The following is a 23478-nucleotide window of genomic DNA, read 5'->3' on the forward strand; positions in this document are numbered from 1 at the left end:
GCCATGACGACTCTCACGGAAGCAGACGCACTCGACGGCCTGCGCGACGCCCTCGGGCTGCTCAAGGACCGCGAGCAGGTCGCCGAGCGGCTCCTCGCCTCCTCCGCGAAGCACTCCTTCGACCCGGACAAGGAACTCGACTGGGACGCGCCCTTCGAGGAGGGCAAGTGGTTCTGGCCGCCGGAGCTGGTCTCGCTGTACGACACGCCACTGTGGAAGCGGATGGGCGAGGAGCAGCGGATCCTGCTGTCGCAGCACGAGGCCGCCGCGCTGGCCTCGCTGGGGATCTGGTTCGAGATCATCCTGATGCAGCTGCTGGTGCGGCACATCTACGACAAGGCGGCGACGAGCGCGCATGTGCGGTACGCACTCACCGAGATCGAGGACGAGTGCCGGCACTCGAAGATGTTCGCGCGGCTGATCGCGCAGGGGGGCACGCCCTGGTATCCGGTGGCCCGGGCGCACCAGCATCTGGGGCGGCTGTTCAAGACGATCTCCACGACACCCGGGTCCTTCACGGCGACGCTCCTCGGGGAGGAGGTCCTGGACTGGATGCAGCGGCTGACGTTCCCCGACGAGCGGGTACAGCCGCTGATTCGGGGGGTCACGCGGATCCATGTCGTGGAGGAGGCGCGGCATGTGCGGTACGCGCGTGAGGAGCTGCGGCGGCAGATGGTGACCGCGCCCCGGTGGTCGCAGGAGTTCACCCGGGTGACGTCCGGGGAGTTCGCGCGGGTGTTCTCGGTGGCCTTCGTCAATCCCGAGGTGTACACGAACGTCGGGCTGGACAAGCGGGAGGCCCTGGCGCAGGTGAGGGCGAGCGGGCACCGGCGGGAGGTCATGCAGACGGGCGCCAAGCGGCTGACCGACTTCCTGGACGACATCGGGGTGCTGCGGGGGGTCGGCCGGCGGCTGTGGAAGAGCTCGGGCCTGCTGGCTTGAGGCGACAGGCGCGGCCTGCGATTACGCTGCACTGCATGACTCCCGCCGCCCCCGCCTATCGACGGCTCAGTGTCGAGGAGCGACGAAGCCAGCTTCTCGACGCCGCCCTCGGTCTCTTCGCGCACCGCGCCCCCGAGGACGTCTCCCTCGACGACGTGGCCGAGGCGGCCGGGGTCTCGCGTCCCCTGGTCTACCGGTACTTCCCCGGCGGCAAGCAGCAGCTGTACGAGGCCGCGCTGCGGTCGGCCGCGGACGAGCTGCGGCAGTGCTTCGACGAGCCGCGGGAGGGGCCTCTCCTGCCTCGGCTCTCCCGGGCCCTGGACCGCTATCTGGCCTTCGTCGACGAGCACGACGCCGGGTTCAGCGCGCTGCTCCAGGGCGGCAGCGTCGTGGAGACGTCCCGGACGACGGCCATCGTGGACGGGGTGCGGCGGGCCGCCGCCGAGCACATCCTCAGTCACCTCGCTGTCACCGAGCCCGGACTGCGGCTGCGGATGACCGTGCGGATGTGGATCACGGCGGTGGAAGCCGCCTCGCTGATCTGGCTCGACGAGGGCAAGCAGCCCCCGGTCGAGGAGCTGCGGGACTGGCTGGTGGAACAGTTCGTGGCCGTGCTGTCGGTGACGGCCGCCCGGGACACCCAGACCGCGGCGCTGGTGCGGGCGCTCGCGGAGGATGTCTGACACTGGTGCCGTGAAGAGCGAACCGACCCCCTTCGAGGGTGGCCCCATGGACGGCCGGGTACTTCCGGTGCTGGTCGGGGCGACCGGGCAGCCGCCGAAGATCTACCGCATCCCGGTGCCGGACCCGGCCGGCGGTCCCGACACCGTGCTGGTCTACCGGCGCGTCCCGCGCGGACACAGCAGACGGCTCGGGATCCAGCAGGGGTGGAAGTACGCGTACGACCCGGACAGCAGGGACACCGGCCGGCTGAAGTGGCCGTGGTCCAAGCCGGACGCCACGCCGGGCGGCAAGCCGGAGAACACCGACGGGTGACGGGGTTGCGCCGAACAGCGCACACTCGGCGCGCGCGACGCGTGCGAGCGTCTGAAGCTCGCGGTGCGGGGCAGAGGGGCTGGCCCGCACCGGAGGTGATGACGTGTCAGGAAGGCTTCTGCGTCTGGTGTGTACGGCGGCGGTGGCGGTCGGCACCGTCCTCGCGCCGCTGCCCGCCGCGGCCGTGCCCGAGCCGGGCGGGCGGCCCGTCTCCGAGCTGCTGACGGATCTTCAGCGGCGGTACCGGGAGGCCGAGCAGGCCACGGAGACCTATGACGCGACCGAGGAGAAGCTGACCAGGCAGCGGGCCGAGGTCGAGCGGCTGGACAAGGAGCTGGCCCGCACCCGGATCTCCCTGGACGAGAGCAGGAGCGCAGCCGGGCGGCTGGCACGGCAGCAGTACCAGAACAGCACGGAGATCTCGTCGTACGTCCGGCTGCTGCTGGCCCGGGATCCGCAGCAGGCGCTCGATGAGGGGCATGTCATCGGGCAGGTGGCGCGGGAGCGGGCGCTGACGCTGGGGCGGCTGGCCGGCACCGAGAAGAGGGCCGCCGAACTGGCCCGCCGGGCGCGCAAGGCCCTGGACGACCAACTCGCCCTTGCCGAGCGGCAGAAGAAGGACCGGGACGAGGTGCGCAAGCGGCTGAGGGAGGTGGAGGAGCTGTTGGTCTCCCTCACGCCCGAACAGCTCGCCGCCGTCGCCCGGTTGGAGAAGGACGGGGTCGACCAGGCGCAGCAGCGGTTCCTGGACTCGAGCGCGCCCAACGACGACGGCAAGCCCTCGGGCGAGGGTGACCGGGCCGTGCGGTACGCCGTGCGGCAACTGGGGAAGCCGTACCGGTGGGGCGCGCAGGGCCCGGCGTCGTACGACTGCTCGGGCCTCACGTCACAGGCGTGGCGTCACGCCGGAACGCCCATCCCCCGCACGAGCCAGGAACAGTGGGCCCGGCTCCCGAGGATCCCCCTGAACAGGCTCCGCCCCGGCGACCTGGTGCTCTACTTCCCACGGGCCACGCACGTGGCGTTGTACGTGGGGAAGGGCATGGTGATCCAGGCCCCGAGAACCGGCGAACAGATCAAGGTCTCCCCCATCGCGTCCTACCCGATCCTCGGAGCCGTCCGCCCGAACGCCGCTCAGCAGTCCGCCGAGGAGGCGGGGTAGAGCGGGGCTTCCGGACCGGCGTCGCGGGTCAGGCGCCCGCGACCGAGGCCAGGTAGGCCTCGGCCTTCTGCGGTTCGTAGAAGAAGTTCTCGAAGTCCGCCGGGTTGTCGAAGCCGTTGGCGAAGCGGTCGGCCACCGGCTGGAGTTGGCCCGCGGCTCCGATGAGGTTGAGGATGTGCTCCGGCGGCGGGGCGAGCATGGCGTTGGTCCACTTGGTGACGTGCTGAGCCGTCTCCCAGTAGCGGTCGAAGGTCGCCTGCATCCAGGCCTCGTCGAACTCCTTCTCGCCGTTCTCCAGGATCGAGGCGAGGTACGAGGCGGCGCACTTGGCTGCGGAGTTGGAGCCCTGGCCGGTGATGGGGTCGTTGGCGACGACGACGTCCGCCACCCCGAGGACCAGGCCGCCGCCGGGAAGACGGCCGATCGGGTTGCGGACGGTCGGGGCGTAGCGGCCGGCCAACGTGCCCCCGGCGTCGGTGAGTTCGACCTTGGTGGCCCGCGCGTACTCCCAGGGCGTGTACCGCTCCATGAGTTCCAGGGTCAGGGAGAGGTGCTCCGCCGGGTCCTTGACGCCTTTGAAGACGTCGAGCGGGCCGCCGGGTATGCCCTCCCAGAACAGGATGTCGGCCGGTCCGGAGGTCGTCAGCGTCGGCATGACGAACAGCTCGCCCACCCCGGGCACCAGGTTGCAGCGGACGGCGTAGTGGTCCGGGTGCTCGGGGCGCGGGCCCAGACCGTGGACGTAGGAGACGGCGAGGGCGCGCTGCGGCTCGCTGTACGGCGAACGGGACGCGTCCCGGCCGAACATGGACACCAGCTCGCCCTTGCCCGCCGAGACCAGCACCAGGTCGTACGTACGGGAGAAGTAGTCGAGGTCGGAGACCGCCGCGCCGTGGATGACCAGCTGCCCGCCGCGCTGGGCGAACGTCTCCATCCAGCCGGCCATCTTCACCCGCTGGTCGACCGACTGCGCGTACCCGTCGAGCCTGCCCACCCAGTCGATCGCCCGTGCCGCCGGGCCCTCGGCCCAGGAGCCCGGGGCAGCGACCGAGACGCCGAGTCCTTCGATCTTCGGGGCCTGGGACTCCCAGAAGTTCAGCTGGAGATCGCGCTCGTGCTGCAGTGCCGTGTGGAACATGCACTGCGTCGACATGACCCGGCCGGAGCGGATCTCGTCCGCGGTCCGGTTGGACATCAGGGTGACCTCGTACCCGTGCGACTGAAGGCCGAGGGCGAGCTGGAGACCGGACTGGCCGGCTCCTACGACGAGTATCTTCCGCATACCGGGGCTGTTCTCCTACTCGTGGACTACTGGACTGCTCGTGGGACTACTACTCGGGGGTTTCGTCCAGCGCGTGGGCGACGAGGGACAGCAGGGTCTCGATCGCCGAGATCCTCCGCCGCGCATCCATGATCATGACAGGTATGTGCGCGGGGATCGTCAACGCCTCCCGCACGTCCTCCGGTTCGAAGCGCTCGCTGCCGTCGAAGTGGTTGACCGCCACGACGTACGGCATCCCGCAGCTCTCGAAGTAGTCCAGGGCGGGGAAGCAGTCCTTCAGCCGCCGGGTGTCCGCGAGGACGACCGCGCCGATCGCGCCGCGCACCAGGTCGTCCCACATGAACCAGAACCGCTGCTGGCCCGGCGTGCCGAACAGGTAGAGCACCAGGTCGTCGTCGAGGGTGATGCGGCCGAAGTCCATGGCCACGGTGGTGGTCAGCTTGCCGGGCGTGGCGGTGAGGTCGTCGGTGTCCTCGCTCGCCTCGGTCATCAGCGCCTCGGTCTGCAGGGGCGTGATCTCCGAGACGGCGGTGACCAGCGTGGTCTTGCCCACACCGAAGCCTCCCGCCACGACTATCTTCGTGGCGATGGGGGCGCGGGTGCGGTCCGTCTGCCAGGACTGCAGGTTCTCGTCGGGGTCGACGTGGGAGGCGACGCCGACGGCGTCAGAGACGACGGAGTCCACTCAGCACCCTTTCCAGCAGAGCGCGGTCCGGCCGGCCCGTGCCGTGACCGGTACCTGTTCCGTACACGCGGATCTTTCCCTGGTCCGCGAGGTCGCTCAGCAGCACACGGACCACGCCGAGCGGCATCTTCAGCAGCGCGGCGATCTCGGCCACCGTGCGCATACGGCGGCACAGTTCGACGATGGCCCGCATCTCGGGCATGACCCGGGTGCTGAGCGAGCCGTTCGTCAGCTCTTTGCGCTCCTCGGGGGCCTCCAGCGCCGCGACGAACGTCTCCACGAGGAGGACGTGGCCGAAGCGGGTGCGGCCGCCGGTGAGCGAGTAGGGACGGACGCGGGCGGGCTTGCGGTCGCCGCCGCGCACGGGGAGCGTCTGCCTCTGCTGCTTCTCGATGGTCATCGGGTGCCCCCGGCGGACTCCTGCTCCAGGGATTTTCGCAGCTCGCTGCGGAGCTCGGGGGTCAGTACATGGCCGGCGCGGCCGACGAAGAGCGCCATGTGGTAGGCCACCACGCTCATGTCGCAGTCGGCGGAGCCGTGCACGCCGAGCAGGCTGCCGTCGCTGATCGACATCACGAACAGACTTCCCTCGTCCATCGCGACCATCGTGTGCTTCACGACGCCGGAGTCCATCAGCTTGGCGGCGCCGACGGTGAGGCTGCCGATGCCGGAGACGATGGTCGCGAGGTCGGCGGAGGAGCCGCGGGGGCCGGTGCGCCTGGTCCGCGTCTTGGCCTCCTCGTTGCGCCCCGGGTCGGAGGACAGCAACAGCAGGCCGTCGGAGGAGACCACCGCGACGGACTGGATGCCGGGCACCTCCTCGACGAGATTGGTGAGCAGCCAGTGCAGATTGCGGGCTTCAGTGCTCAGGCCGAAGGTACTGGGCGCGGTCAACTGCTTGCCTCCTCGACGGTGCCCCCCGTGGCTGGTGTCCTGGTCTGGCCTGTCTCTTCGGCGATCTCCGCGGCCACGTCCCGGTAGCCGGCCTGCGCGCCGCGGCGGAAGCCGCCGAGCCTTCTGCGGAGGGCTTCGGCGTCGACGGAGCTGGTGCGCGGGCGGGGCGGGGCGGTGGGTGCGGTGATCTTCGGAGTGCGCTTGGGGAGGCCCTTTGACGTCAGTACGTCGGGGGTGTGCTCGTGCTCGTGGATCGTCTCGGCTTCGTCATCGGCGGATTCGTTCCCACCCGCACCATCCGTGCGGCTCCCGTGGTCGGGTGCGGGTGACCCCAGTGGGGCGAACTCGTCGTCGGCGGCCGCGGGTTGCGGGACGAACGGGTCCGCCTGTGGCGCTGGCCCCGTGTGTGTCGGGTCCGGTTCTGCCGGGCGGGGCGGGAGCAGGAGCTCCATGGTTGTCTCGGCCGGGTGCTGTGCCGGCTCCTCCTCGGCGTCCTTCTCCTGCACGGCCTGCTCGGCGAGGGCCACCAGGGGGTCCGCCGAACGGCCGTGGAGGACGTTGGAGTTGGCCTCCGCGTCCGCGCCCGGGAGGGAGAAGGTGTGGGTGACCGGGGAGGTCGTGGAGGAGGGGACGGCGGTGCTCGGCGCCGGGGACAGCAGCGGCTTCGGCAGCACCACCACCGCCGCCACTCCGCCCTGCTTCTGGTCGCGGAGCTGGACCCGGACGCCGTGCCGGTGGGCGAGGCGGGCCACGACGTACAGGCCGAGGCCGAGACCCTCGTCGCCCTCCTGGTCGTACGGCGTCTCGGGGTCGAACTCGGCGAGGCGCGCGTTCAGGCGGGTCATGCGGTCCGGGGACATGCCGATGCCCTCGTCCTGGACGGAGAGCATGACCTCGCCGTTCTCCAGGAGCCAGCCGGACACCTCGACGGGCAGGTCCGGCGGGGAGAACGACGTGGCGTTCTCCATCAGTTCGGCCAGCAGGTGCGAGAGGTCGTCGGCAGCGAAGCCCGCCACGTGGGCGTGCGGGGGCAGCGCCGCGATGCGGACGCGTTCGTAGCGCTCGATCTCGCTGACCGCCGCACGGACCACGTCCACGAGCGGGACGGGACCCGCGGTCTGCTGGACGTGTTCGGTGCCGGCGAGGACCAGCAGGTTCTCGCTGTGCCGGCGCATGACCGTGGCGAAGTGGTCGAGCTTGAAGAGGGTGGAGAGGCGGTCGGGGTCCTGCTCGCGCTCCTCCAGGCTCTCGATGACGGTGAGCTGACGCTCCACCAGGCCGAGCGTGCGCAGTGCCAGGTTCACGAACGTGCCGCCGATGCTCTCCCGCAGCCGCTCCAACTGGGCGGCGGAGTCGTCGAGTTCGGCACGGAGTTCGGCGCGGGCGTCGGCCATCTTCTGCCGCTGCCCGACCAGGTGCTTGCGGTCGGTCTCCAGCGTGGCGATCCGCTCGTGCAGCGCGGCCGCGTGCGCGTGCAGGGCGTTGACGGAGCGGACGACCTGGGCGAACTCGTCGTTGCGGCCGGTGAAGGTGACCGGTTCCTCGGCGGCGGGGTTCTCGGCCTCGGCGAGCCGGGCCGAGCCGCGGCGCAGGACCGACAGGGGGCGGGTGAGCGAGCGGGCCATGGCCGTGGCGACACCGACGGCGACCAGCATCAGGACGCCGAGCACGGCGACGCGGATCTCCAGCGCGCTGACGTCGTCGTCGCGCAGCTGGGCGAGGTCCTTGGTGCGGCGGTCGTAGAGCGCGGACTCGACGCCGCGCATCATGTCGACGCGGGCGGACAGCGCCGCGTCCACCTTGGTCGCGCTGGTGTCGAGGTCGGAGGAGGAGAGCGTCGGCTGGTCGGTGAGGCTCGCCAGGTACTTCTCGGCGGAGTTGACCTCGGAACCGGTGACCGTGGTGTCGTACGAGGTCAGGGCCGCCTTCGGCGCGGTCTCGTGGAAGTCGGCGAGCGCCGCGTCGGCGCGCAGCCGGGCCTGCTGGGCGGCTGCGGTCAGGGCGTCGCGCGTCGTGGCGTCGGCGCCCGTGGAGGTGGTCTGGGTGACCGGCAGGCCGGTGACGGGGCTGATGACCGTCCGGGTCGTCGTCGGCACGTTCAGCGCGGCCACCAGCAGCCCGCGCGCGGCGGCCGACTGCTGTACGGCGGAGTCGAGCTCGGCGAGGGAGTGAGCGCCTGAGCCGGCCCGGGGCGGGGTCTGCTCGGCCAGCCGCTCGGCGAGCCGGTGCAGGTCGCTGATGACGGCCGAGTAGGCCTCGTGCGTCTGCAGAGCGCTGTTCTGGCCGGTCAGTGCCGCCCGGCGCAGACCGGCGATACCGTCCAGGTCGCCGCGCAGGGAGGCCGGCGCGTCCGGGTCGGTGCGCAGTTCCTCGACCTGCCGGTCCACCCGCGAGCTCTGCTGCTCGGAGGGCGCCTTGGACTTGGGCCGCCCGGCCGCGACGTAGGAGGTGACCTCGTCGCGCTCGTCGGCGAGCGAGTGCGCGAGGGCGAGCGCCTTCTCGGTCTGCCCGGAGAGCGTCACCAGGTCCTGGGAGTCCTTCAGGTCGCCGGAGGCGGCGAGGACCGAGGGTGTCCCGGCTCCGGCTACGGCGGCGGCCACCACGGCCACGGCCACGATGAGCCGGTTGCGTACATGCGTGGGACGGCCCTTGCCGGTGACAGTGGCGGGGGCGGGCTCCGCACCCGCTCCGGAGGCCGTCTGCTTGCCTGTGCGACGGGGCCGCGTCTTCTGCACCGGTGCTCGCATTCCTGACTCGTGCCTGTTCATGGGGTCCGGGTGACGCTCCGTCAACTGCGGCGGACTGTGCGTACACCTGGTACGGTTCCCGACCCTCCCAGTGCCGGTGGGCAGGGGCCGTGCATCACCGGGCCCGCCACCCGAAGGAGTGAACATCGGACGGGAGTTGGCGGGCAAGTTCCTCCGGCGGTTGCGACGGCCTTTCCGGGCGGGCCGGTTGGACGTCCACGGCGACCTTTGGCACTATGTGCCGCCACGCCTTCCCGGAACACCGAATTCCAGCCCAAATCAGGCGCCTGACCTGCGCGAGTGCGCCAATTCGGAAACCAATGCAAGCCTTTGGTGAATCGCGTGAAGACGTCGTGCAGACTGGCCGAATGCGTACGGAACTTGTTTCGCAGCCGGGCGATTCCGACCGCCCCAACGAGGACTTCGCGGCCGTCGCCCTCCCGGCTTCCGGCCAGGGTGGCGCGCTCGTCGTCCTCGACGGAGTCACCCCGCCGCGCGGCGGGACGGGGTGTCTGCATTCGGTCCCCTGGTACACGGCCAGGCTGGGCGGGGCACTGACCGAACTGACCGTTTCCCTCCCGGATGTTCCGCTCACCGAGGTTCTTTCGCGTGCGATCGCACGCACAGCTGACACACATTCCGCCACTTGTGACCTTTCTCACCCACGAACCCCACAGGCGACCGTGGTGGTGGCGCGGTGGTCCGAGGAGACGGTCGACCATCTCGTCCTGTCCGACTCCGCCCTGCTGCTGGAGTCGCCGGAGGGCTCGGTGACTCCCGTCCTGGACGACCGTCTCTCCCGCCTGCCGCGCTCGGCTCTGGCCTCGGACGCCGTGATCGACGCGACGCTCCGCAACAAGGAGGGCGGCTTCTTCACTGCGGCGGCGGATCCGTCGGTGGCCCGACGGGCGGTGACAGGGGCCCGGCCGCGCGCGGAGGTGCGGGCCCTGGCCGCCCTGACGGACGGCGCGGCCCGCTGGGTGGAGAAGTTCCGTCAGGGCGACTGGGCGGACTGCTTCCGCCTCGTGCGCAAGGAGGGGGCACAGGCGCTGGTGGACCGCGTACGGGAGCTGGAGCGGGCCGACAGCGAGCTGCGGAGCTTCCTGGGGCGCAGCAAGACGCACGATGACGCGACGGTCGTCCACGCCGAGTTGGGGGCTAGCCGGCCGCGCCGGACGCGGTGAGGGTGTGCCACTGGCCGTCCTTGCCCTGGCCGTTGGTCTGGCCGGCCGCGGTGTCGCCGACGTAGCGGTACAAGGGCCAGCCGGCCAGGGTGAGCTGCTTCTGGCCGTCGCGGTGGACGGTGCCCAGCAGGCTCTGCTGGACGCCCTGGGTGCGTACGGAGTCCTGCACGATGACAGGCAGCCAGGTCTTCACGCAGGCGCCGGAGCAGGTCCACTTGGACGGGTTCGGCTCGTCCTTGGCATAGCGGTAGAGGGTCATCCCGTTGCCGTCGGTGACCACACCGTCCGCGCCGCGCACGGTGATCGTGACCGCGTTCCCGGCGGCGGGCGCGGTGGTCGCGGGAGCCGACGTGGCGGTGGCGGCCGGTGTGACGGGCGCGGCCGAGGTGACCGGGGCGGCCGGGGCCGTGGCGGAGGCGTCGGTGGACGAGTCGCACGCCGCCAGCAGGAACGCGGATGCGAGACCTGCGACCGAAGCGAGGACGATGCGGTGCGGGATCACGGGGTTGCCCTTCCTGGGGGAGTCGCCGTTCGAGTCACTCCCTAGGTACGGGGGGCGGCTCCCGCCCTCTCAGCGGCCGGTGGCACATGACGCACTCTTGACCACCGGCCCCGTCCGAGGCCGCCCCGGCTACTTCTCCATGCCCCGGTTCAACTGCGCCAGCAGCCGCGCCAGTTCCGCCACCTCGCCGCGGTCCCAGTGGGAGAGCTGGCTGACGTACCGGGCACGGCGGGCGTCGCGGACCTTGGTCACCCGCCGGTGCCCCTCCTCCGTGAGGTGGACCAGCCAGGCGCGGCCGTCGGCCGGGTCGGGCTCGCGGGCGACCAGCCCGAGCTCCTCCAGGGCGCGCAGCTGACGGGACATGGTGGCCTTGCCGACGCCGATGTACGCCGCGAGTTCGGTGGCGCGCTGGCGGCCGCACTCGTCGAGGCGGATGAGCAGTCCGTACGCCGCCGACTCCAGGTCGGGGTGGACCTCGCGGGCCATCTCGCCCTGGTTGGCGCGGGCGCGCCGGAACAGGATCGTCAGCTCCCGCTCCAGGGACAGGTACTCCGGGTCCGCACCGCTCGACGTCAGCCCCGACGAGCCCCGGACCTCGTCCCCGTTTACGCCTTCGTGCACGTCAGCCCCTGCCTCGGTTTCCCGTTCGTGAAAGTTTCCGCCAAAACCCGCCATCGCCGCAGCTCCGTCAGTATTTCGCAGGGCTAGACCAACGGCAGCCTCCGGCCCCTCTTCACACCCCCGGTTCTCCGTCCGTAGCGTCGTTGCCAGGCCCGAACTGGCATGCACGCGCCAGCACCGGCGGCCCTTCACACCGGCACCTCAGCGCTCCCCCACCGAGCATCACCGAGCCTTCGGAGGCACGCCATGCCCGTGCACAGACCCGGACCGGTCCGTCCCCGGCGCCTTTTCCTCGCCGGGCTTCTGCTCACCGCCCTCTCCCTCGTTCTCGCCGGCCCGGCCGACGCGGCCACGAAGCCGGCCCGTGGCACCGCCCACATGGGCATGGGCGTCCTGGCGCACGACGGCCGGGCCGGCGCTCCGGCCGCCCGTGCCGTCACCCAGACCGAGGGCGTGGACGTCTCCGGCCACCAGGGTGACGTGGCCTGGTCGACCCTGTGGAGCAGCGGGGTCAGATGGGCCTACACCAAGGCCACGGAAGGCACGTACTACACCAACCCGTACTTCGCCCAGCAGTACAACGGCTCGTACGGCGTCGGCATGATCCGCGGCGCGTACCACTTCGCCACCCCCGACACCACCGGCGGCGCGACCCAGGCGAACTACTTCGTCGACCACGGGGGCGGCTGGTCCGCGGACGGCAGGACCCTTCCCGGGACCCTGGACATCGAGTGGAACCCCTACGGCGCAGAGTGCTACGGCAAGTCGCAGAGCGCGATGGTGAGCTGGATCGCGGACTTCCTGAACACCTACAGGTCCCGCACCGGCCGGGACGCCGTCATCTACACCGCCACCAGCTGGTGGAGCGACTGCACCGGCAACTACGCCGGGTTCGGGTCGAGCAACCCGCTGTGGATCGCCCGCTACGCGTCGGCCCCGGGGACGCTGCCGGCGGGATGGGCGTACTACACGATGTGGCAGTACACCTCCTCCGGCCCGACCGTCGGCGACCACGACAAGTTCAACGGGGCGCTGGACCGGGTGCAGGCCTTGGCCAACGGGTGACGTGACGTACGGCAAAGGCCCGGGCCTCCCTCACGGGACCCGGGCCCTGCCTGTCCGGCAGCGTCCGTCACGCCGCCGCCGGAACCTCCGACTCCGCGTCGCTCGTGGCGGGCGCGAGGGCCAGCTCCAGGACCTGGCGGACGTCCGTGACGGTGTGGACGTCGAGCTTGTCCAGCACCTCCGCGGGCACGTCGTCCAGGTCGGGTTCGTTGCGCTTGGGGATGATGACGGTCGTCACCCCGGCGCGGTGCGCGGCGAGCAGCTTCTGCTTCACGCCGCCGATGGGCAGGACCCGGCCGGTCAGCGAGACCTCACCGGTCATCGCCACGTCCGTGCGGACCAGACGGCCGGAGAGCAGCGACGCCAGGGCCGTCGTCATCGTGACACCGGCGCTCGGACCGTCCTTGGGCACCGCGCCCGCCGGGAAGTGGATGTGCACGCCGCGGTCCTTGAGGTCCGCGACCGGCAGCTCCAGTTCCGCGCCGTGCGAGCGGAGGAAGGACAGGGCGATCTGCGCGCTCTCCTTCATCACGTCGCCCAGCTGACCGGTGAGGGTCAGGCCCGCGCCGCCCGTCTCCGGGTCCGCGAGGGACGCCTCGACGAACAGCACGTCGCCGCCCGCACCGGTCACCGCGAGGCCGGTGGCCACACCGGGCACCGCGGTACGGCGCTCGGCCGGGTCCTGGGCGGACTCGGGCACGTGGTGCGGCCGGCCGATCAGGGCCCGCAGGTCCTCGTCCCTGATGGTGAACGGCAGCTCCCGCTCGCCCAGTTCGTGCTGCGCCGCGACCTTGCGGAGCAGCCGGGCGATCGAGCGCTCCAGGGTGCGCACGCCCGCCTCGCGGGTGTACTCGCCGGCGAGCTTGCGCAGCGCGCTCTCCTCGAGGGTGACCTCGCCCTTGTCGATGCCGGCCCGCTCCAGCTGGCGCGGGAGCAGGTGGTCACGGGCGATGACGACCTTCTCGTCCTCGGTGTAGCCGTCCAGGCGGACCAGCTCCATACGGTCCAGCAGGGCCTCCGGGATGGCTTCCAGGACGTTCGCCGTCGCGAGGAACACGACGTCGCTCAGGTCGAGTTCGACCTCGAGGTAGTGGTCGCGGAAGGTGTGGTTCTGCGCCGGGTCGAGGACCTCGAGCAGGGCGGCCGCCGGGTCGCCCCGGAAGTCGGAGCCCACCTTGTCGATCTCGTCGAGCAGGACGACCGGGTTCATCGAACCGGCCTCCTTGATCGCGCGGACGATCCGGCCGGGCAGCGCGCCGACGTACGTACGGCGGTGGCCGCGGATCTCGGCCTCGTCGCGCACACCGCCGAGGGCGACGCGGACGAACTTGCGGCCCATGGCGTGGGCGACCGACTCACCGAGCGAGGTCTTGCCGACACCGGGCGGGCCGACGAGCGCGAGGACGGCACCGCCGCGGCGCCCGCCGATGACACCGAGGCCCCGGTCGCTACGGCGCTTGCGCACCGCCAGGTACTCGGTGATCCGCTCCTTCACGTCCTCCAGGCCGGAGTGCTCGGCGTCCAGGACCGCCTTGGCGCCCTGGATGTCGTAGGCGTCCTCGGTCCGCTCGTTCCAGGGGAGTTCGAGGACGGTGTCCAGCCACGTCCGGATCCACGAGCCCTCGGGCGACTGGTCGCTGGACCGCTCCAGCTTGTCGACCTCCTTCAGGGCGGCTTCCCGCACCTTCTCCGGGAGGTCGGCGGCCTCCACGCGGGCGCGGTAGTCGTCGGACTCCTCGCCGTCCTTCTCGCCGTTCAGCTCGCGCAGTTCCTTGCGGACGGCTTCCAGCTGGCGGCGGAGCAGGAACTCGCGCTGCTGCTTGTCGACGCCCTCCTGGACGTCCTTGGCGATGGTCTCGGCGACGTCCTGCTCGGCCAGGTGGTCGCGCAGGTGCTGGGTGGCGAGCTTGAGGCGGGCGACCGGGTCGGCGGTCTCCAGCAGTTCGATCTTCTGTTCGGTGGTCAGGAAGGGGGAGTAACCGGAGTTGTCGGCGAGCTGGGACACGTCGTCGATGGCCTGGACGCGGTCAACGACCTGCCAGGCGCCGCGCTTGCGCAGCCAGGCGGTGGCGAGGGCCTTGTACTCCTTGACCAGTTCGGTGACGTGGCCGGGCAGCGGCTCGGGCACGGTCTCGTCGATGCGCGTGCCCTCGACCCACAGCGCCGCGCCCGGTCCGGTGGTGCCGGCGCCGATCTTGACGCGGCCGCGACCGCGGATCAGGGCGCCGGGGTCGCCGTCGGCGAGGCGGCCGACCTGCTCGACGGTGCCGAGCACGCCGGTGCCGGGGTAGGTGCCGTCGACGCGCGGGACCAGGAGCACCCTGGGCTTGCCCGGCTCGGAGCGGGCGGCGGCCTGGGCCGCCTCCACCGCTGCGCGTACGTCGGCGTCGTTCAGGTCCAGCGGAACCACCATTCCGGGCAGCACGACCTCGTCGTCGAGCGGCAGCACTGGGAGGGTGAGCGGTGTGGACGTCGAAGCCATGATCTCCCTTTCGGCAGTCAAGTTGAGCTATGCCGACTCAATGCGCGGCGCTCCGCGGATGTTCCCGGGTTCGCGCGTCGTTCGCTGTGGGCGATCAGGGCTGGATCAGAACTGGATCAGGACTGGATCAGGGCTGACGGACAACAGGGCTTCGTGTGCTGGTCACCCGGGCTGAAGCTGCCCGCTTCGCTCGCGGTGCCAGCGGCGGATCAGGGGCCAGGTGGTGACGCCTATCGTCAGCGAGATGAGATGGCCCCAGTCCGTCATCGGGTCCGTGAACGCGCTCAGGTCCTCCAGCAGCATGCCGATGAAGACGGTGAGCATCGGCCAGCGCACCCACGGCGGGAGCAGCCCCGCCAGGGCGCCCACGCTGGTGGCCACGCCGAAGCTGATGCCGTAGTCGAGGCGGTGCAGCGAACTGTCGGGCAGATGGCCGGCCAGCACGGCGACGCCCACGGTGCCCTCGGTGGCGAGGGTGGCCAGTATGTGGCCCAGCAGGAAGACGACCGCCGTCCGCGCCCCGCCCAGCCGCCGCTCCAACGCGGTCAGCACCAGCAGGAAGCAGATCACGTACGGCGAGGTGAACCCGCCCGCGACCCACAGCGCACTCGCGATCAGCACCTGCACGGGCGTGCGCAGCAGGTGCGCCACGTCCGTACTGGAGGCCTGGTAGAGGGCGTGGCGCAGGGAGGGTGCGGCACAGGTGGCGATCGTCGAGGTGACGGCCAGCAGCACCGCGTAACCGAAGGTGAACGGTGTGCCGGTGGGGGTGGGGAGAATCCGGCGGACACGGAGGGCGCGAGGCCGGGACGGCGGTGCCGGGACCGATACCGGTGCCGGCACCGCGGGTGCGGTGCTGGCGGTGGTCGCGCCGCGCTGACGTGGCAGGCCGTCCAGCAGGTCGGAGACCTCGGGAAGAGGCGCGGCCGAGGACGTCGTGCCGGCCGACGCGGTGTGCTCCACGTGAGGTGCTCCTTCCGTTTCCCCCACCTTTCGGGCCCCCACGGGCAACTGTCCATGACGGACGCCACATCCAGGCCGATTCTCAGCGCCTTCTCAGCGTGTTGACGAACTTCTCACAGCACCGTACGGTCCACCGGCGTTCACGGACGCAGCAGGCTCACCTCCCTCGCGTGCGCCTCCTGCGTCGCCGGATCCCAGTCGCCCGTGCAGTACACGGACGCCTCGCCGATGGCCCCGTCACGGATCTCGGCACGCATCAACTCCCGGCAGTACCAGGTGCCCTGCTCGTCCTCCCAACTCTCCTCGAACTCCAGCACAAGACCGGTGGGAGTCGGGTCGACCCGGTACCGGGGCACCGTGCCGAGGAAGGGGTGACTGCGGCGGCGCAAGGCGACGAGTTCGTCGCGGCCCCGGGACTGCAGCCGCCACAGCGGGACCGTCAGATCGAGGAGGACGTCGTCGGTGAACAGCCCGTCGGGGGCGGTGTTGGTCTCCAGGAACCGTACGAACAGCTCCGCGAGTTCCTTGACCCGGGTGTCGGTCCGGGTGCTCATGACCGCGCTCCCTCGAGGTTGCCGGCGACGACCGCCATCGTGGCGTTCAGCTCGGCGGTGGGACTGAACTCGACGATCTCGGTTCCGGCGAAGACGAGGGGCAGATGCCCGGGGGCGCCGTAGTAGGCGTCACCGGCGTGGAAGACCTCGTCGTGGTCGGCGTACCGGAACACCAGCTTTCCGGTGAGGACCTGACCCCAGTGCGGGCACTGGCAGCGGTCGTCGGGCAGACCCCGGAACAGCGGGGCGGGGTCCAGGTCCTGCTTCACGGTCTCGTAGCCGACGGTGTAGGGCCCGACCTGGGCGTACCGGCCCTCCATGACCGGCTCGTCCATCTGGAGCTCCGCCTCCGCCTTTGATGTGCGTGGCATGGTGTCCGCCTTCCTTCGTCGTGGTCGCTTCGACACAGAAGGCGTGAGGTCGCGCGGCACGATGTGCGGCGGAGCCTCACAGCTCCCAGGCCGGCGGGCCTTCGGGCCGGTAGACGCAGAGGGTGCCGGTGCGCAGGGCGGTCTCCAGATGCCGCCCGAGTTCGGGATGCACTTCGCCGATCCGGCGTACGGCGGCCCGGACGCGCGCGGTGACGGCGGTGCGGGCGCGTTCGGCGGGGGATCCGGTACGACGGACCCGGCCGCCGATGCCGTACGCGGCGGCGAGCTGCGCCACCAGGGCGTCCCGCTCGACGGCGATCCGGGCGGAGCGGTCGGCGTCCCCGGCGGCGTCGGCGTCCCTCGCCTCCTCCTCCAGCTCCCGCAGCCTGCGCCGGTACGCGGTCCGTGCGGTGGCGTCGATGACCTCGCCGGTGTCGCCCTCGGGATGGAGACCGTCCACCCGCTCTCCGGGCGCCCCGGACACCCCGGGCGACGCCAGCTCCACGGCCGGGACGGGAGTGCCGGGGCGGGCGAGCAGGACGGCGATGTCATGCAGCCCCTTGCTGTCGGGGAGCCGCACGTCACGACCCGCGTAACGGAGATGCCAGAGAGGACCTTCGCAGTGGAAGCGGGGGGTGACGGGAGGGGCGGGGGGAGCGGCGTCCGGAGGGGGGTGCGGAGGGACGTCCCGATGGGTGTGCGGAGGGGCGCCCCGAGGGGGCGTCCGGGACACTCCGGCCTGTGCGCCACCGACGGATACACCGCTGGCCGCGTCCTCCACCGCGCTGCCGCCCGGTGTACCTCCGGCCGCATCGGCCACCCCGCCGCCGGACACGACACCGGCCGCATCGGCCACCCCGCCGCCCGATGTACCGCTGGTCGCCTCGTCCACCACGCCGCCACCGAACACGCCGCTGGCGGACGCACCGCCGGCCGCATCGGCGACCGCGCCCCCGGCGGACGCACCGCCAGCCGCGTCCTCCACCGTGCCGCCGCCCGATGTACCGCTGGTCGCCCCGTCCACCACGCCGCCACCGAACACGCCGCTGGCGGACGCACCGCCGGCCGCATCGGCGACCGCGCCCCCGGCGGACGCACCGCTGGCCACGTCCTCCACCGTGCCGCCGCCCGATGTACCGCTGGTCGCCCCGTCAACCGCGCTCGCGGCACTTCTCGCCCCGCCCGCTTCCTCGCCGCCGGTCCGCAGCGCACGGGCCCCCGCAGAAGCCGACCCCGCCTCGCCCGCTTCCTCATCGCCCTGCCGCCGTGCGCGGGCCCCCGCCGACCCCGCCCCGCCCGCTTCCTCATCACCCGTCGGCCGCTCACCGGCCCCCGCCCCCGTCTCACCTCGGATCCGGTCGGCCAGGGTCAGCGCGCCCGTCGCCTCGGCGGACCGTAGTGCGGCCTCCCGGTGCGCGTGGGCTCGGCGGTCGTCGCCCATGGCCGCCGCCAGCAGGGCGAGGTGGCGGTCGACGGGGCCGCGTACCGCCGCGCCGATGCCCTCGACCACGTACAGGCCGGCGTAGGGGGCGAGGAGGTCGTAGAGCGCGGACGCGCAGGGGTGGGAGCCGGTCGCGGCGACCGTCTCCGCGGCCTGGGCCACCATCGGCAGCCACTCGCTGTCGCGGGGTGCCGTGCCGAGATGGGGCGCCACCGCCGACAGACGGCGCGCGGCCTCCTCCAGGCGGCCGAACTGCGCGGCGAGAAGCGCGAGCGACACCCGCGGCCACAGACCGGGGAGGCGGTCGAGGGGCGGCATCACGGCGAGGAGCCGCGTCGTGCCGTCGAGGTCGCCCGTGTCGGTGTACAGACACCAGCGCTGGGTGCCGGCGAGCAGCGCCGCGTTGGCGCTGCCGGCCTCGCGCCCGAGTGCCTCCACCTCGTCGAGGGCGGCCGCGCAGTCGTCGTAACGGCCCTCCATCAGGGCGCGCGAGCCGCGCCACAGCGGTACGTACCAGGCGTACAGGGGCCGCCGCAGCGGTCGTACGACCGCCTCGTACGCCGTCGCCTCCGCGTCGGCCGCCGCGAACGCGCCCGTCTCCGTCAGGGCCACCAACCTCAGCCGCCGGCCGAGGAGTTCGAGGACCGGGTCGCGCAGGTCGCGGGCGGTCGTCACGATCCGCGCGGACCAGGCGAGCCGGTCGCGGCAGTGGTCGGGACCGGAGAGGGCGTCGCAGAGGGCGGCGAGGGCCGGTCCGAGAACCGCCGGGTCACCGGTCTCCTCGGCGAGACGGACGGCTTCCTCGGCGAGGGCGACCCGATGCGCCTCGGTCTCGACCAGCCCGCCGGCGAGCGACAGACGGGCGGTGACCGCGGCCCGGAGACCGGCGTGCGCGGGCTCGCCGGCCACCGCCTCCCGCGCCTCGACCAGCAGGTCGACCTGTTCCCGGTCCGAAAGGTCCACCTCGAACCCCACGGGCCCCGTCCCCAGCCCGAGCGCGGCCCGCGCAAGCAGGTCCCCCCGTCCAAGTTCCCGTGCCACCCGCGCCGCCCGCAGCAACGCCTCCCGGGCGGCCCCCGGCTCCCCGGCCCCGAACCGAGCGGTCCCGAGCCCGATCAACACCTCGGCGAACTCGGCCCGTTCACCGGGGGACGTGCCCCCGTCCTCGTCGGGCTCCACGGCTCCGTGACCCCATGCCTCCACCGCCCGCTCGTACCAGCGCGCCGCGTCCTCGAACGCGTACAGCGCCTCTGCCCGCGCCGCGGCCTCCCGGGCGAACCGCGCTGCCCGGGGGGCGTGTTCGGGGCCGGCGAGGAACAGGTGGTGTGCGACCTCCGCGGGGCCCGTGTCCCGGCCGCGGCGGGCGTAGCCGGCCAGGACGTCGGCGGCGGTGTGGTGCAGGACGGAACGGTCGGCGGGGGTGAGGGTGTCGTACACCGCGTCCCGCAGCAGGTCGTGCCGGAAGGCACCCCGGTCCACCTCCGCCCCGGCCGACAGCCCGGCCTCGGCCGCCTCGCCCAGCAGCGCCCGCACCTCCGCCAACGGCACCTCCGCCGTCTCGGCCAGCACGTCCAGCCGGAACCGCGTGCCGAGCACCGCGGCAACGTCCAGCACACGTGCCGCCCGCGGTGACAGATCCGCCAACCGCTCCTGTACGGCGGCCCGTACGGTGACGGAGGATGCGCCGGTACCGTCCACGGCCGGCGGAACACTCCAACTCCCGGCCCTCAGCGACTCGGTGACGAAGAAGGCCTCACCACCGGTGCGTTGGACGAAGGACCGCAGCGCATCCGCCTCCGGCGCCGCCCCCGTCACCGCCTCGACCAGCTCCGCGACGTCCCGCTCCCCCAACGGCCCGACCCTCAGCACCCGCCCCCGCCGCAGCAGTTGCCCCCAGACCCACCCCCGCTCCTCCCACCCGGCCCCACCCGCACGCGTCCGAGAGCCCTCCTCCCCTTCGACCTCACGTCCGGTCCCACCGGCGTCCCGTCGCCGGCCCCGCCACACCGCCCCCTCCTCCCTGGTGGTGGTCAGCAGCAGGACCGGCAGGGTGCGGGTGGCGTCGGACGTTTCCAGGAGGAGACGGAGCGAGGACGCGTCGGCGGCATGGAGGTCGTCCAGAACGAGGAGCAGGGGCCGGGGGCGGGCGGCCGTGGCGAGGAGGTCGGTCAGGTCGCCGGTGAGGCGCAGCCGGGCCGCCTCGGGGTCCGCGCCGCGCAGGGCGCCGGGCCCGGATCCGGCGACCAGCGCCCTCAGCGGCGGTGACGCGGTGACCAGTCGCCCGCAGGCCGCGTCATCCGCGACCAGCTCCCGCACCAGCCGTGACCAGGGGCGGAACGCCCGACCGGCGGTCTGCGGCGGGCACCAGGTCCACAGCGTGCGGAACCCGTCGGCGCGCGCGGTGGTCTCCTCCGCCGTACGCGTCTTGCCCGCCCCGGCCGGTCCCGTCAGCGTGACCAGCCCGCCCCGGCCCACCGCCGCCCGGTCCAGGGCGGCACGGAGTTCCCCCAGCACGTCCTCGCGTCCCACGAACGGGTACTTCGCGGTCATGGCGGCAACCACCACGCTCTTCCAGAGGTCCACCAGGGCTCTTCCCGGGCCGACCGTGCTTCGAGCGTAGGCACCGGTGGTGTGCGGCAGCCACCCGTAATCCGCCCGGCCGTCACCACCGCTTCGTGCAGGATGGGTCCATGACCACCACCTACGACACTCCTGTGGTCCTGGACCGTCGCGAGGGCCCGTACGGCGAGGTCGTGCTGCGCCGGCACGGCGAGTTGCTGCAGATCATCGCCAACGGCTGCTTTCTCATGGACACCTCGGACGGCCGCTCGGAACGGCTGCTGCTCGACGCCGCGCTGCGGGTTTTGGACGCCCGCGAGAACCCGGCCGTGCTGATCGGCGGCCTCGGTGTCGGTTTCTCGCTCGCACACGCCGCGGCGGATCAGCGCTGGGGCGCGATCACCGTCGTGGAACGGGAACCGGCCGTCATCGACTGGCACCGTGACGGTCCGCTCGCGGACATCTCCGCGCGGGCCCTCGCCGATCCCCGTACCGACATCGTGGAAGCGGATCTCCTGACATTCCTGCGTGAGACATCCGCCACGTACGACGCCCTGTGCCTGGACATCGACAACGGTCCCGACTGGACTGTCACGGAGGGCAACGACGGCCTGTACGCGCGGGCCGGACTCGCAAGCTGCGCAAGGGTGTTGAAACCCGGCGGGGTGCTCGCGGTGTGGTCGGCGCAGCCCTCTCCGGAATTTGAAGGAACACTGTGGAATGCCGGGTTCCAACAGGTGCGTACCGAAGAGATCCCGGTTGCCCGGGGCGTTCCCGACGTCGTGCATCTCGGCGTCCGACCTGGATAGCCGAGGCACGGTCACTCCCCGTACTCTGCTTCCCTGACGCAGATCATTCAAGCGTCAATCGCAAGCATGCGCAGGCACAGCCAGGCATAGCCAGTCAGAAGGAATGACCCCACGCATTCCGGAAAGCAACTCAGGGGCGGGCGATGGAGCAGACCCACACATCCCACAACGGCACGACGGCGACCCCGGGCGCACAGCGCCGGGTCCTGGTGGTCGAGGACGACCCGACCATCGTGGACGCCATCGCGGCCCGCCTGCGCGCCGAGGGTTTCCTCGTGCAGACCGCGGGTGACGGCCCGGCCGCCGTCGACACCGCCGAGGCCTGGCAGCCCGATCTGCTGATCCTCGACATCATGCTGCCCGGCTTCGACGGGCTGGAGGTCTGCCGCCGTGTGCAGGCCGCCCGTCCGGTGCCGGTGCTGATGCTCACCGCGCGCGACGACGAGACCGACATGCTGGTCGGACTCGGTGTCGGCGCCGACGACTACATGACCAAGCCGTTCTCCATGCGGGAGCTGGCCGCGCGGGTGCACGTCCTGCTGCGGCGCGTCGAGCGGGCCGCGCTGGCCGCCGCGACGCCGAGAAGCGGCATCCTGCGGCTCGGCGAGCTGGAGATCGACCACGCGCAGCGGCGGGTACGGGTCCGCAGCGAGGACGTCCACCTCACGCCGACCGAGTTCGACCTGCTGGTGTGCCTCGCCAACACGCCCCGCGCGGTGCTCTCCCGGGAGCAGCTGCTGGCGGAGGTGTGGGACTGGGCGGACGCCTCCGGCACCCGGACCGTGGACAGCCACATCAAGGCGCTGCGCCGGAAGATCGGCGCCGAGCGGATCCGCACGGTGCACGGCGTGGGCTACGCGCTGGAGACCCCGACGCCATGAGTGACGGGCCGGCCGCACGGAGAGGCCCCGGGGAGTCCGAACCCTGGGGCGGTCTGCGCCCGTTCTCGATCAAGACCAAGCTGGGCGCACTGGTCGTCATCGCGGTCCTCATCACCACCGGGCTGATGATGATCGCCATGCGCACGGCGACGGAGCTGCGCTTCATCACGGTCTTCTCGATGATCGCCACACTGCTCATCACGCAGTTCGTGGCCCATTCGCTCACCGCGCCGCTGGACGACATGAACACCGTCGCCCGCTCGATATCGCACGGCGACTACACCCGCCGGGTGCGCGAGAACCGCCGGGACGAACTGGGCGACCTCGCGCAGACGATCAACCGCATGGCGGACGACCTGGAGGCCCAGGACCGGCAGCGCAAGGAGCTGGTGGCGAACGTCTCGCACGAGCTGCGCACCCCCATCGCGGGTCTGCGCGCGGTGCTGGAGAACATCGTCGACGGCGTCACGACCGCCGACCCGGAGACCATGCGCACGGCGCTGAAGCAGACCGAGCGGCTCGGGCGGCTGGTGGAGACGCTGCTGGACCTGTCCCGGCTGGACAACGGCGTCGTACCGCTGCGCCAGCGGCGGTTCGAGGTGTGGCCGTACCTCTCGGGCGTGCTGAAGGAGGCCAACATGGCCGTGCCCGCGCGCGCGGGCATCGCCTCGGGCTCCGGCAGCAGCACCCGTACGGACGTCCATCTCCACCTCGACGTCACCCCGCCGGAGCTGACCGCGCACGCGGACCCCGAGCGCATTCACCAGGTTGTGGCGAATCTCATCGACAACGCCGTCAAGCACAGCCCGCCGCACGGCCGTGTGACCGTGAAGGCGCGGCGCGGCACGCTGCCGGAGTCGCTGGAGCTGGAGGTGCTGGACGAGGGCCCGGGCATCCCGCCCTCGGAGTGGCACCGCGTCTTCGAGCGCTTCAACCGCGGCGGCGCGGGGGCGTCCAACGGGCAGGGCGGGGACGGCGGTACGGGTCTCGGGCTCGCCATCGCCCGCTGGGCGGTCGATCTGCACGGAGGCCGGATCGGAGTGGCCGAATCCGAGCGGGGTTGCCGGATTCTTGTCACCCTTCCGGGAGAGACATCCGTGCCAAGTTGACGTAAAGTCCGAACCGGAGCCTCAAGATCCACCTGCGCCCGGGCTGACGGACACGTGTGATCAGGCACCCGCCCGTACGCGCCGCGTGCAGGGCCCTCGTCGTCACACCCCGACGCACCCGATTCAAAGCGGAACCACGCTTGTTTCCCGCCATTTCACGGCCCGAAACCCGCTTTGAGATGTGACTTACGCGACGATGACCTTGCTCGGCCTGACCTGACCGGCCATG

The 23478-nt window shown here is 71.9% G+C and carries 21 protein-coding genes; 9 read left to right on the plus strand and 12 right to left on the minus strand.

The window, feature by feature from the left end; translation table 11 throughout:
* The first annotated feature begins 3 nt into the window (after nt 1-3).
* From ABZZ74_RS37925 to ABZZ74_RS37940, 4 genes are all read left to right on the plus strand, one after another.
* The gene (locus tag ABZZ74_RS37925; protein WP_133044619.1) at nt 4-942 is read left to right on the plus strand and encodes a diiron oxygenase; all 939 of its coding nucleotides are present in this window, start codon (nt 4-6) and stop codon (nt 940-942) included.
* A gap of 35 nt (nt 943-977) precedes the next feature.
* Complete coding sequence (locus ABZZ74_RS37930; RefSeq protein ID WP_356772924.1) at nt 978-1625, plus strand: helix-turn-helix domain-containing protein; 648 nt, start codon at nt 978-980, stop codon at nt 1623-1625.
* A complete protein-coding gene (locus ABZZ74_RS37935; protein ID WP_356772926.1) occupies nt 1618-1938 on the plus strand; it encodes a hypothetical protein in 321 nt (106 codons plus the stop codon). Before ABZZ74_RS37930 ends, ABZZ74_RS37935 begins: the two co-directional genes overlap by 8 nt.
* A gap of 103 nt (nt 1939-2041) precedes the next feature.
* Nucleotides 2042-3100, plus strand: coding sequence for an NlpC/P60 family protein (locus tag ABZZ74_RS37940; RefSeq protein WP_356772928.1), 1059 nt, complete (start codon nt 2042-2044; stop codon nt 3098-3100).
* A 28-nt stretch (nt 3101-3128) separates the two neighbouring features.
* Here the strand turns inward: ABZZ74_RS37940 and ABZZ74_RS37945 are convergent, their stop codons facing one another.
* From ABZZ74_RS37945 to ABZZ74_RS37965, 5 genes are read right to left on the minus strand one after another with little or no spacing between them, the layout of a single operon-like run.
* The gene (locus tag ABZZ74_RS37945; protein WP_356772931.1) at nt 3129-4382 is read right to left on the minus strand and encodes a styrene monooxygenase/indole monooxygenase family protein; all 1254 of its coding nucleotides are present in this window, start codon (nt 4380-4382) and stop codon (nt 3129-3131) included.
* A gap of 49 nt (nt 4383-4431) precedes the next feature.
* Nucleotides 4432-5067, minus strand: a complete 636-nt coding sequence (locus ABZZ74_RS37950) for an ATP/GTP-binding protein (protein WP_133044614.1) — start codon at nt 5065-5067, stop codon at nt 4432-4434.
* A complete protein-coding gene (locus tag ABZZ74_RS37955; protein WP_356772933.1) occupies nt 5048-5467 on the minus strand; it encodes a DUF742 domain-containing protein in 420 nt (139 codons plus the stop codon). The genes ABZZ74_RS37950 and ABZZ74_RS37955 overlap by 20 nt, the downstream gene beginning before the upstream one ends.
* Nucleotides 5464-5961 carry a roadblock/LC7 domain-containing protein gene (locus tag ABZZ74_RS37960; RefSeq protein ID WP_356772935.1) on the minus strand — a complete coding sequence of 166 codons (498 nt, stop codon included), beginning with the start codon at nt 5959-5961 and terminating at the stop codon, nt 5464-5466. Before ABZZ74_RS37960 ends, ABZZ74_RS37955 begins: the two co-directional genes overlap by 4 nt.
* Entirely contained in the window at nt 5958-8696 is a 2739-nt protein-coding gene (locus ABZZ74_RS37965) for a nitrate- and nitrite sensing domain-containing protein (protein ID WP_356772937.1), read from the minus strand. Before ABZZ74_RS37965 ends, ABZZ74_RS37960 begins: the two co-directional genes overlap by 4 nt.
* A 380-nt stretch (nt 8697-9076) precedes the next feature.
* Between ABZZ74_RS37965 and ABZZ74_RS37970 the strand changes: the two genes are divergently transcribed.
* Entirely contained in the window at nt 9077-9892 is an 816-nt protein-coding gene (locus ABZZ74_RS37970) for a protein phosphatase 2C domain-containing protein (protein WP_356772939.1), read from the plus strand.
* Here the strand turns inward: ABZZ74_RS37970 and ABZZ74_RS37975 are convergent.
* Nucleotides 9867-10394, minus strand: a complete 528-nt coding sequence (locus ABZZ74_RS37975) for a hypothetical protein (protein WP_356772941.1) — start codon at nt 10392-10394, stop codon at nt 9867-9869. The two genes, ABZZ74_RS37970 and ABZZ74_RS37975, sit on opposite strands and share 26 nt — an antisense overlap.
* Before the next feature lie 129 nt (nt 10395-10523).
* Complete coding sequence (locus tag ABZZ74_RS37980) at nt 10524-11015, minus strand: MarR family transcriptional regulator (RefSeq protein ID WP_356772943.1); 492 nt, start codon at nt 11013-11015, stop codon at nt 10524-10526.
* Nucleotides 11016-11261: 246 nt separating this feature from the next.
* On the opposite strand from ABZZ74_RS37980, the gene ABZZ74_RS37985 reads away from it, so the two are divergent.
* On the plus strand, nt 11262-12080 hold the full coding sequence (locus tag ABZZ74_RS37985; protein WP_356772945.1) for a lysozyme: 819 nt from the start codon (nt 11262-11264) through the stop codon (nt 12078-12080).
* A 67-nt stretch (nt 12081-12147) separates the two neighbouring features.
* On the opposite strand, the gene lon is transcribed toward ABZZ74_RS37985, so the two are convergent.
* The 5 genes from lon to ABZZ74_RS38010 all read right to left on the minus strand — a co-directional run bounded on the left by lon (nt 12148) and on the right by ABZZ74_RS38010 (nt 20474).
* Nucleotides 12148-14562: an endopeptidase La gene (lon, locus tag ABZZ74_RS37990; protein WP_356772947.1), complete on the minus strand. Its 2415-nt coding sequence runs from the start codon at nt 14560-14562 to the stop codon at nt 12148-12150.
* A 162-nt stretch (nt 14563-14724) separates the two neighbouring features.
* On the minus strand, nt 14725-15525 hold the full coding sequence (locus ABZZ74_RS37995) for a rhomboid-like protein (RefSeq protein WP_356772949.1): 801 nt from the start codon (nt 15523-15525) through the stop codon (nt 14725-14727).
* 140 nt (nt 15526-15665) lie between these two features.
* Nucleotides 15666-16079, minus strand: coding sequence for a hypothetical protein (locus ABZZ74_RS38000; protein ID WP_356772951.1), 414 nt, complete (start codon nt 16077-16079; stop codon nt 15666-15668).
* Nucleotides 16076-16450: a hypothetical protein gene (locus tag ABZZ74_RS38005; RefSeq protein WP_356772953.1), complete on the minus strand. Its 375-nt coding sequence runs from the start codon at nt 16448-16450 to the stop codon at nt 16076-16078. Before ABZZ74_RS38005 ends, ABZZ74_RS38000 begins: the two co-directional genes overlap by 4 nt.
* 76 nt (nt 16451-16526) lie before the next feature.
* On the minus strand, nt 16527-20474 hold the full coding sequence (locus tag ABZZ74_RS38010; protein WP_356772955.1) for an AAA family ATPase: 3948 nt from the start codon (nt 20472-20474) through the stop codon (nt 16527-16529).
* A 107-nt stretch (nt 20475-20581) separates the two neighbouring features.
* On the opposite strand from ABZZ74_RS38010, the gene ABZZ74_RS38015 reads away from it, so the two are divergent.
* The 3 genes from ABZZ74_RS38015 to ABZZ74_RS38025 all read left to right on the plus strand — a co-directional run bounded on the left by ABZZ74_RS38015 (nt 20582) and on the right by ABZZ74_RS38025 (nt 23249).
* Nucleotides 20582-21259 (plus strand): spermidine synthase, encoded by a 678-nt coding sequence (locus tag ABZZ74_RS38015; RefSeq protein ID WP_356772957.1) that lies wholly within the window; start codon nt 20582-20584, stop codon nt 21257-21259.
* 143 nt (nt 21260-21402) lie between these two features.
* A complete protein-coding gene (locus ABZZ74_RS38020) occupies nt 21403-22140 on the plus strand; it encodes a response regulator transcription factor (RefSeq protein ID WP_058923261.1) in 738 nt (245 codons plus the stop codon).
* Nucleotides 22137-23249, plus strand: coding sequence for an ATP-binding protein (locus tag ABZZ74_RS38025; RefSeq protein WP_356772960.1), 1113 nt, complete (start codon nt 22137-22139; stop codon nt 23247-23249). The genes ABZZ74_RS38020 and ABZZ74_RS38025 overlap by 4 nt, the downstream gene beginning before the upstream one ends.
* The last annotated feature ends 229 nt before the right edge of the window (nt 23250-23478 follow it).

Source organism: Streptomyces sp. NPDC006476, assembly GCF_040612015.1.
GTDB lineage: Bacteria > Actinomycetota > Actinomycetes > Streptomycetales > Streptomycetaceae > Streptomyces > Streptomyces griseorubiginosus_B.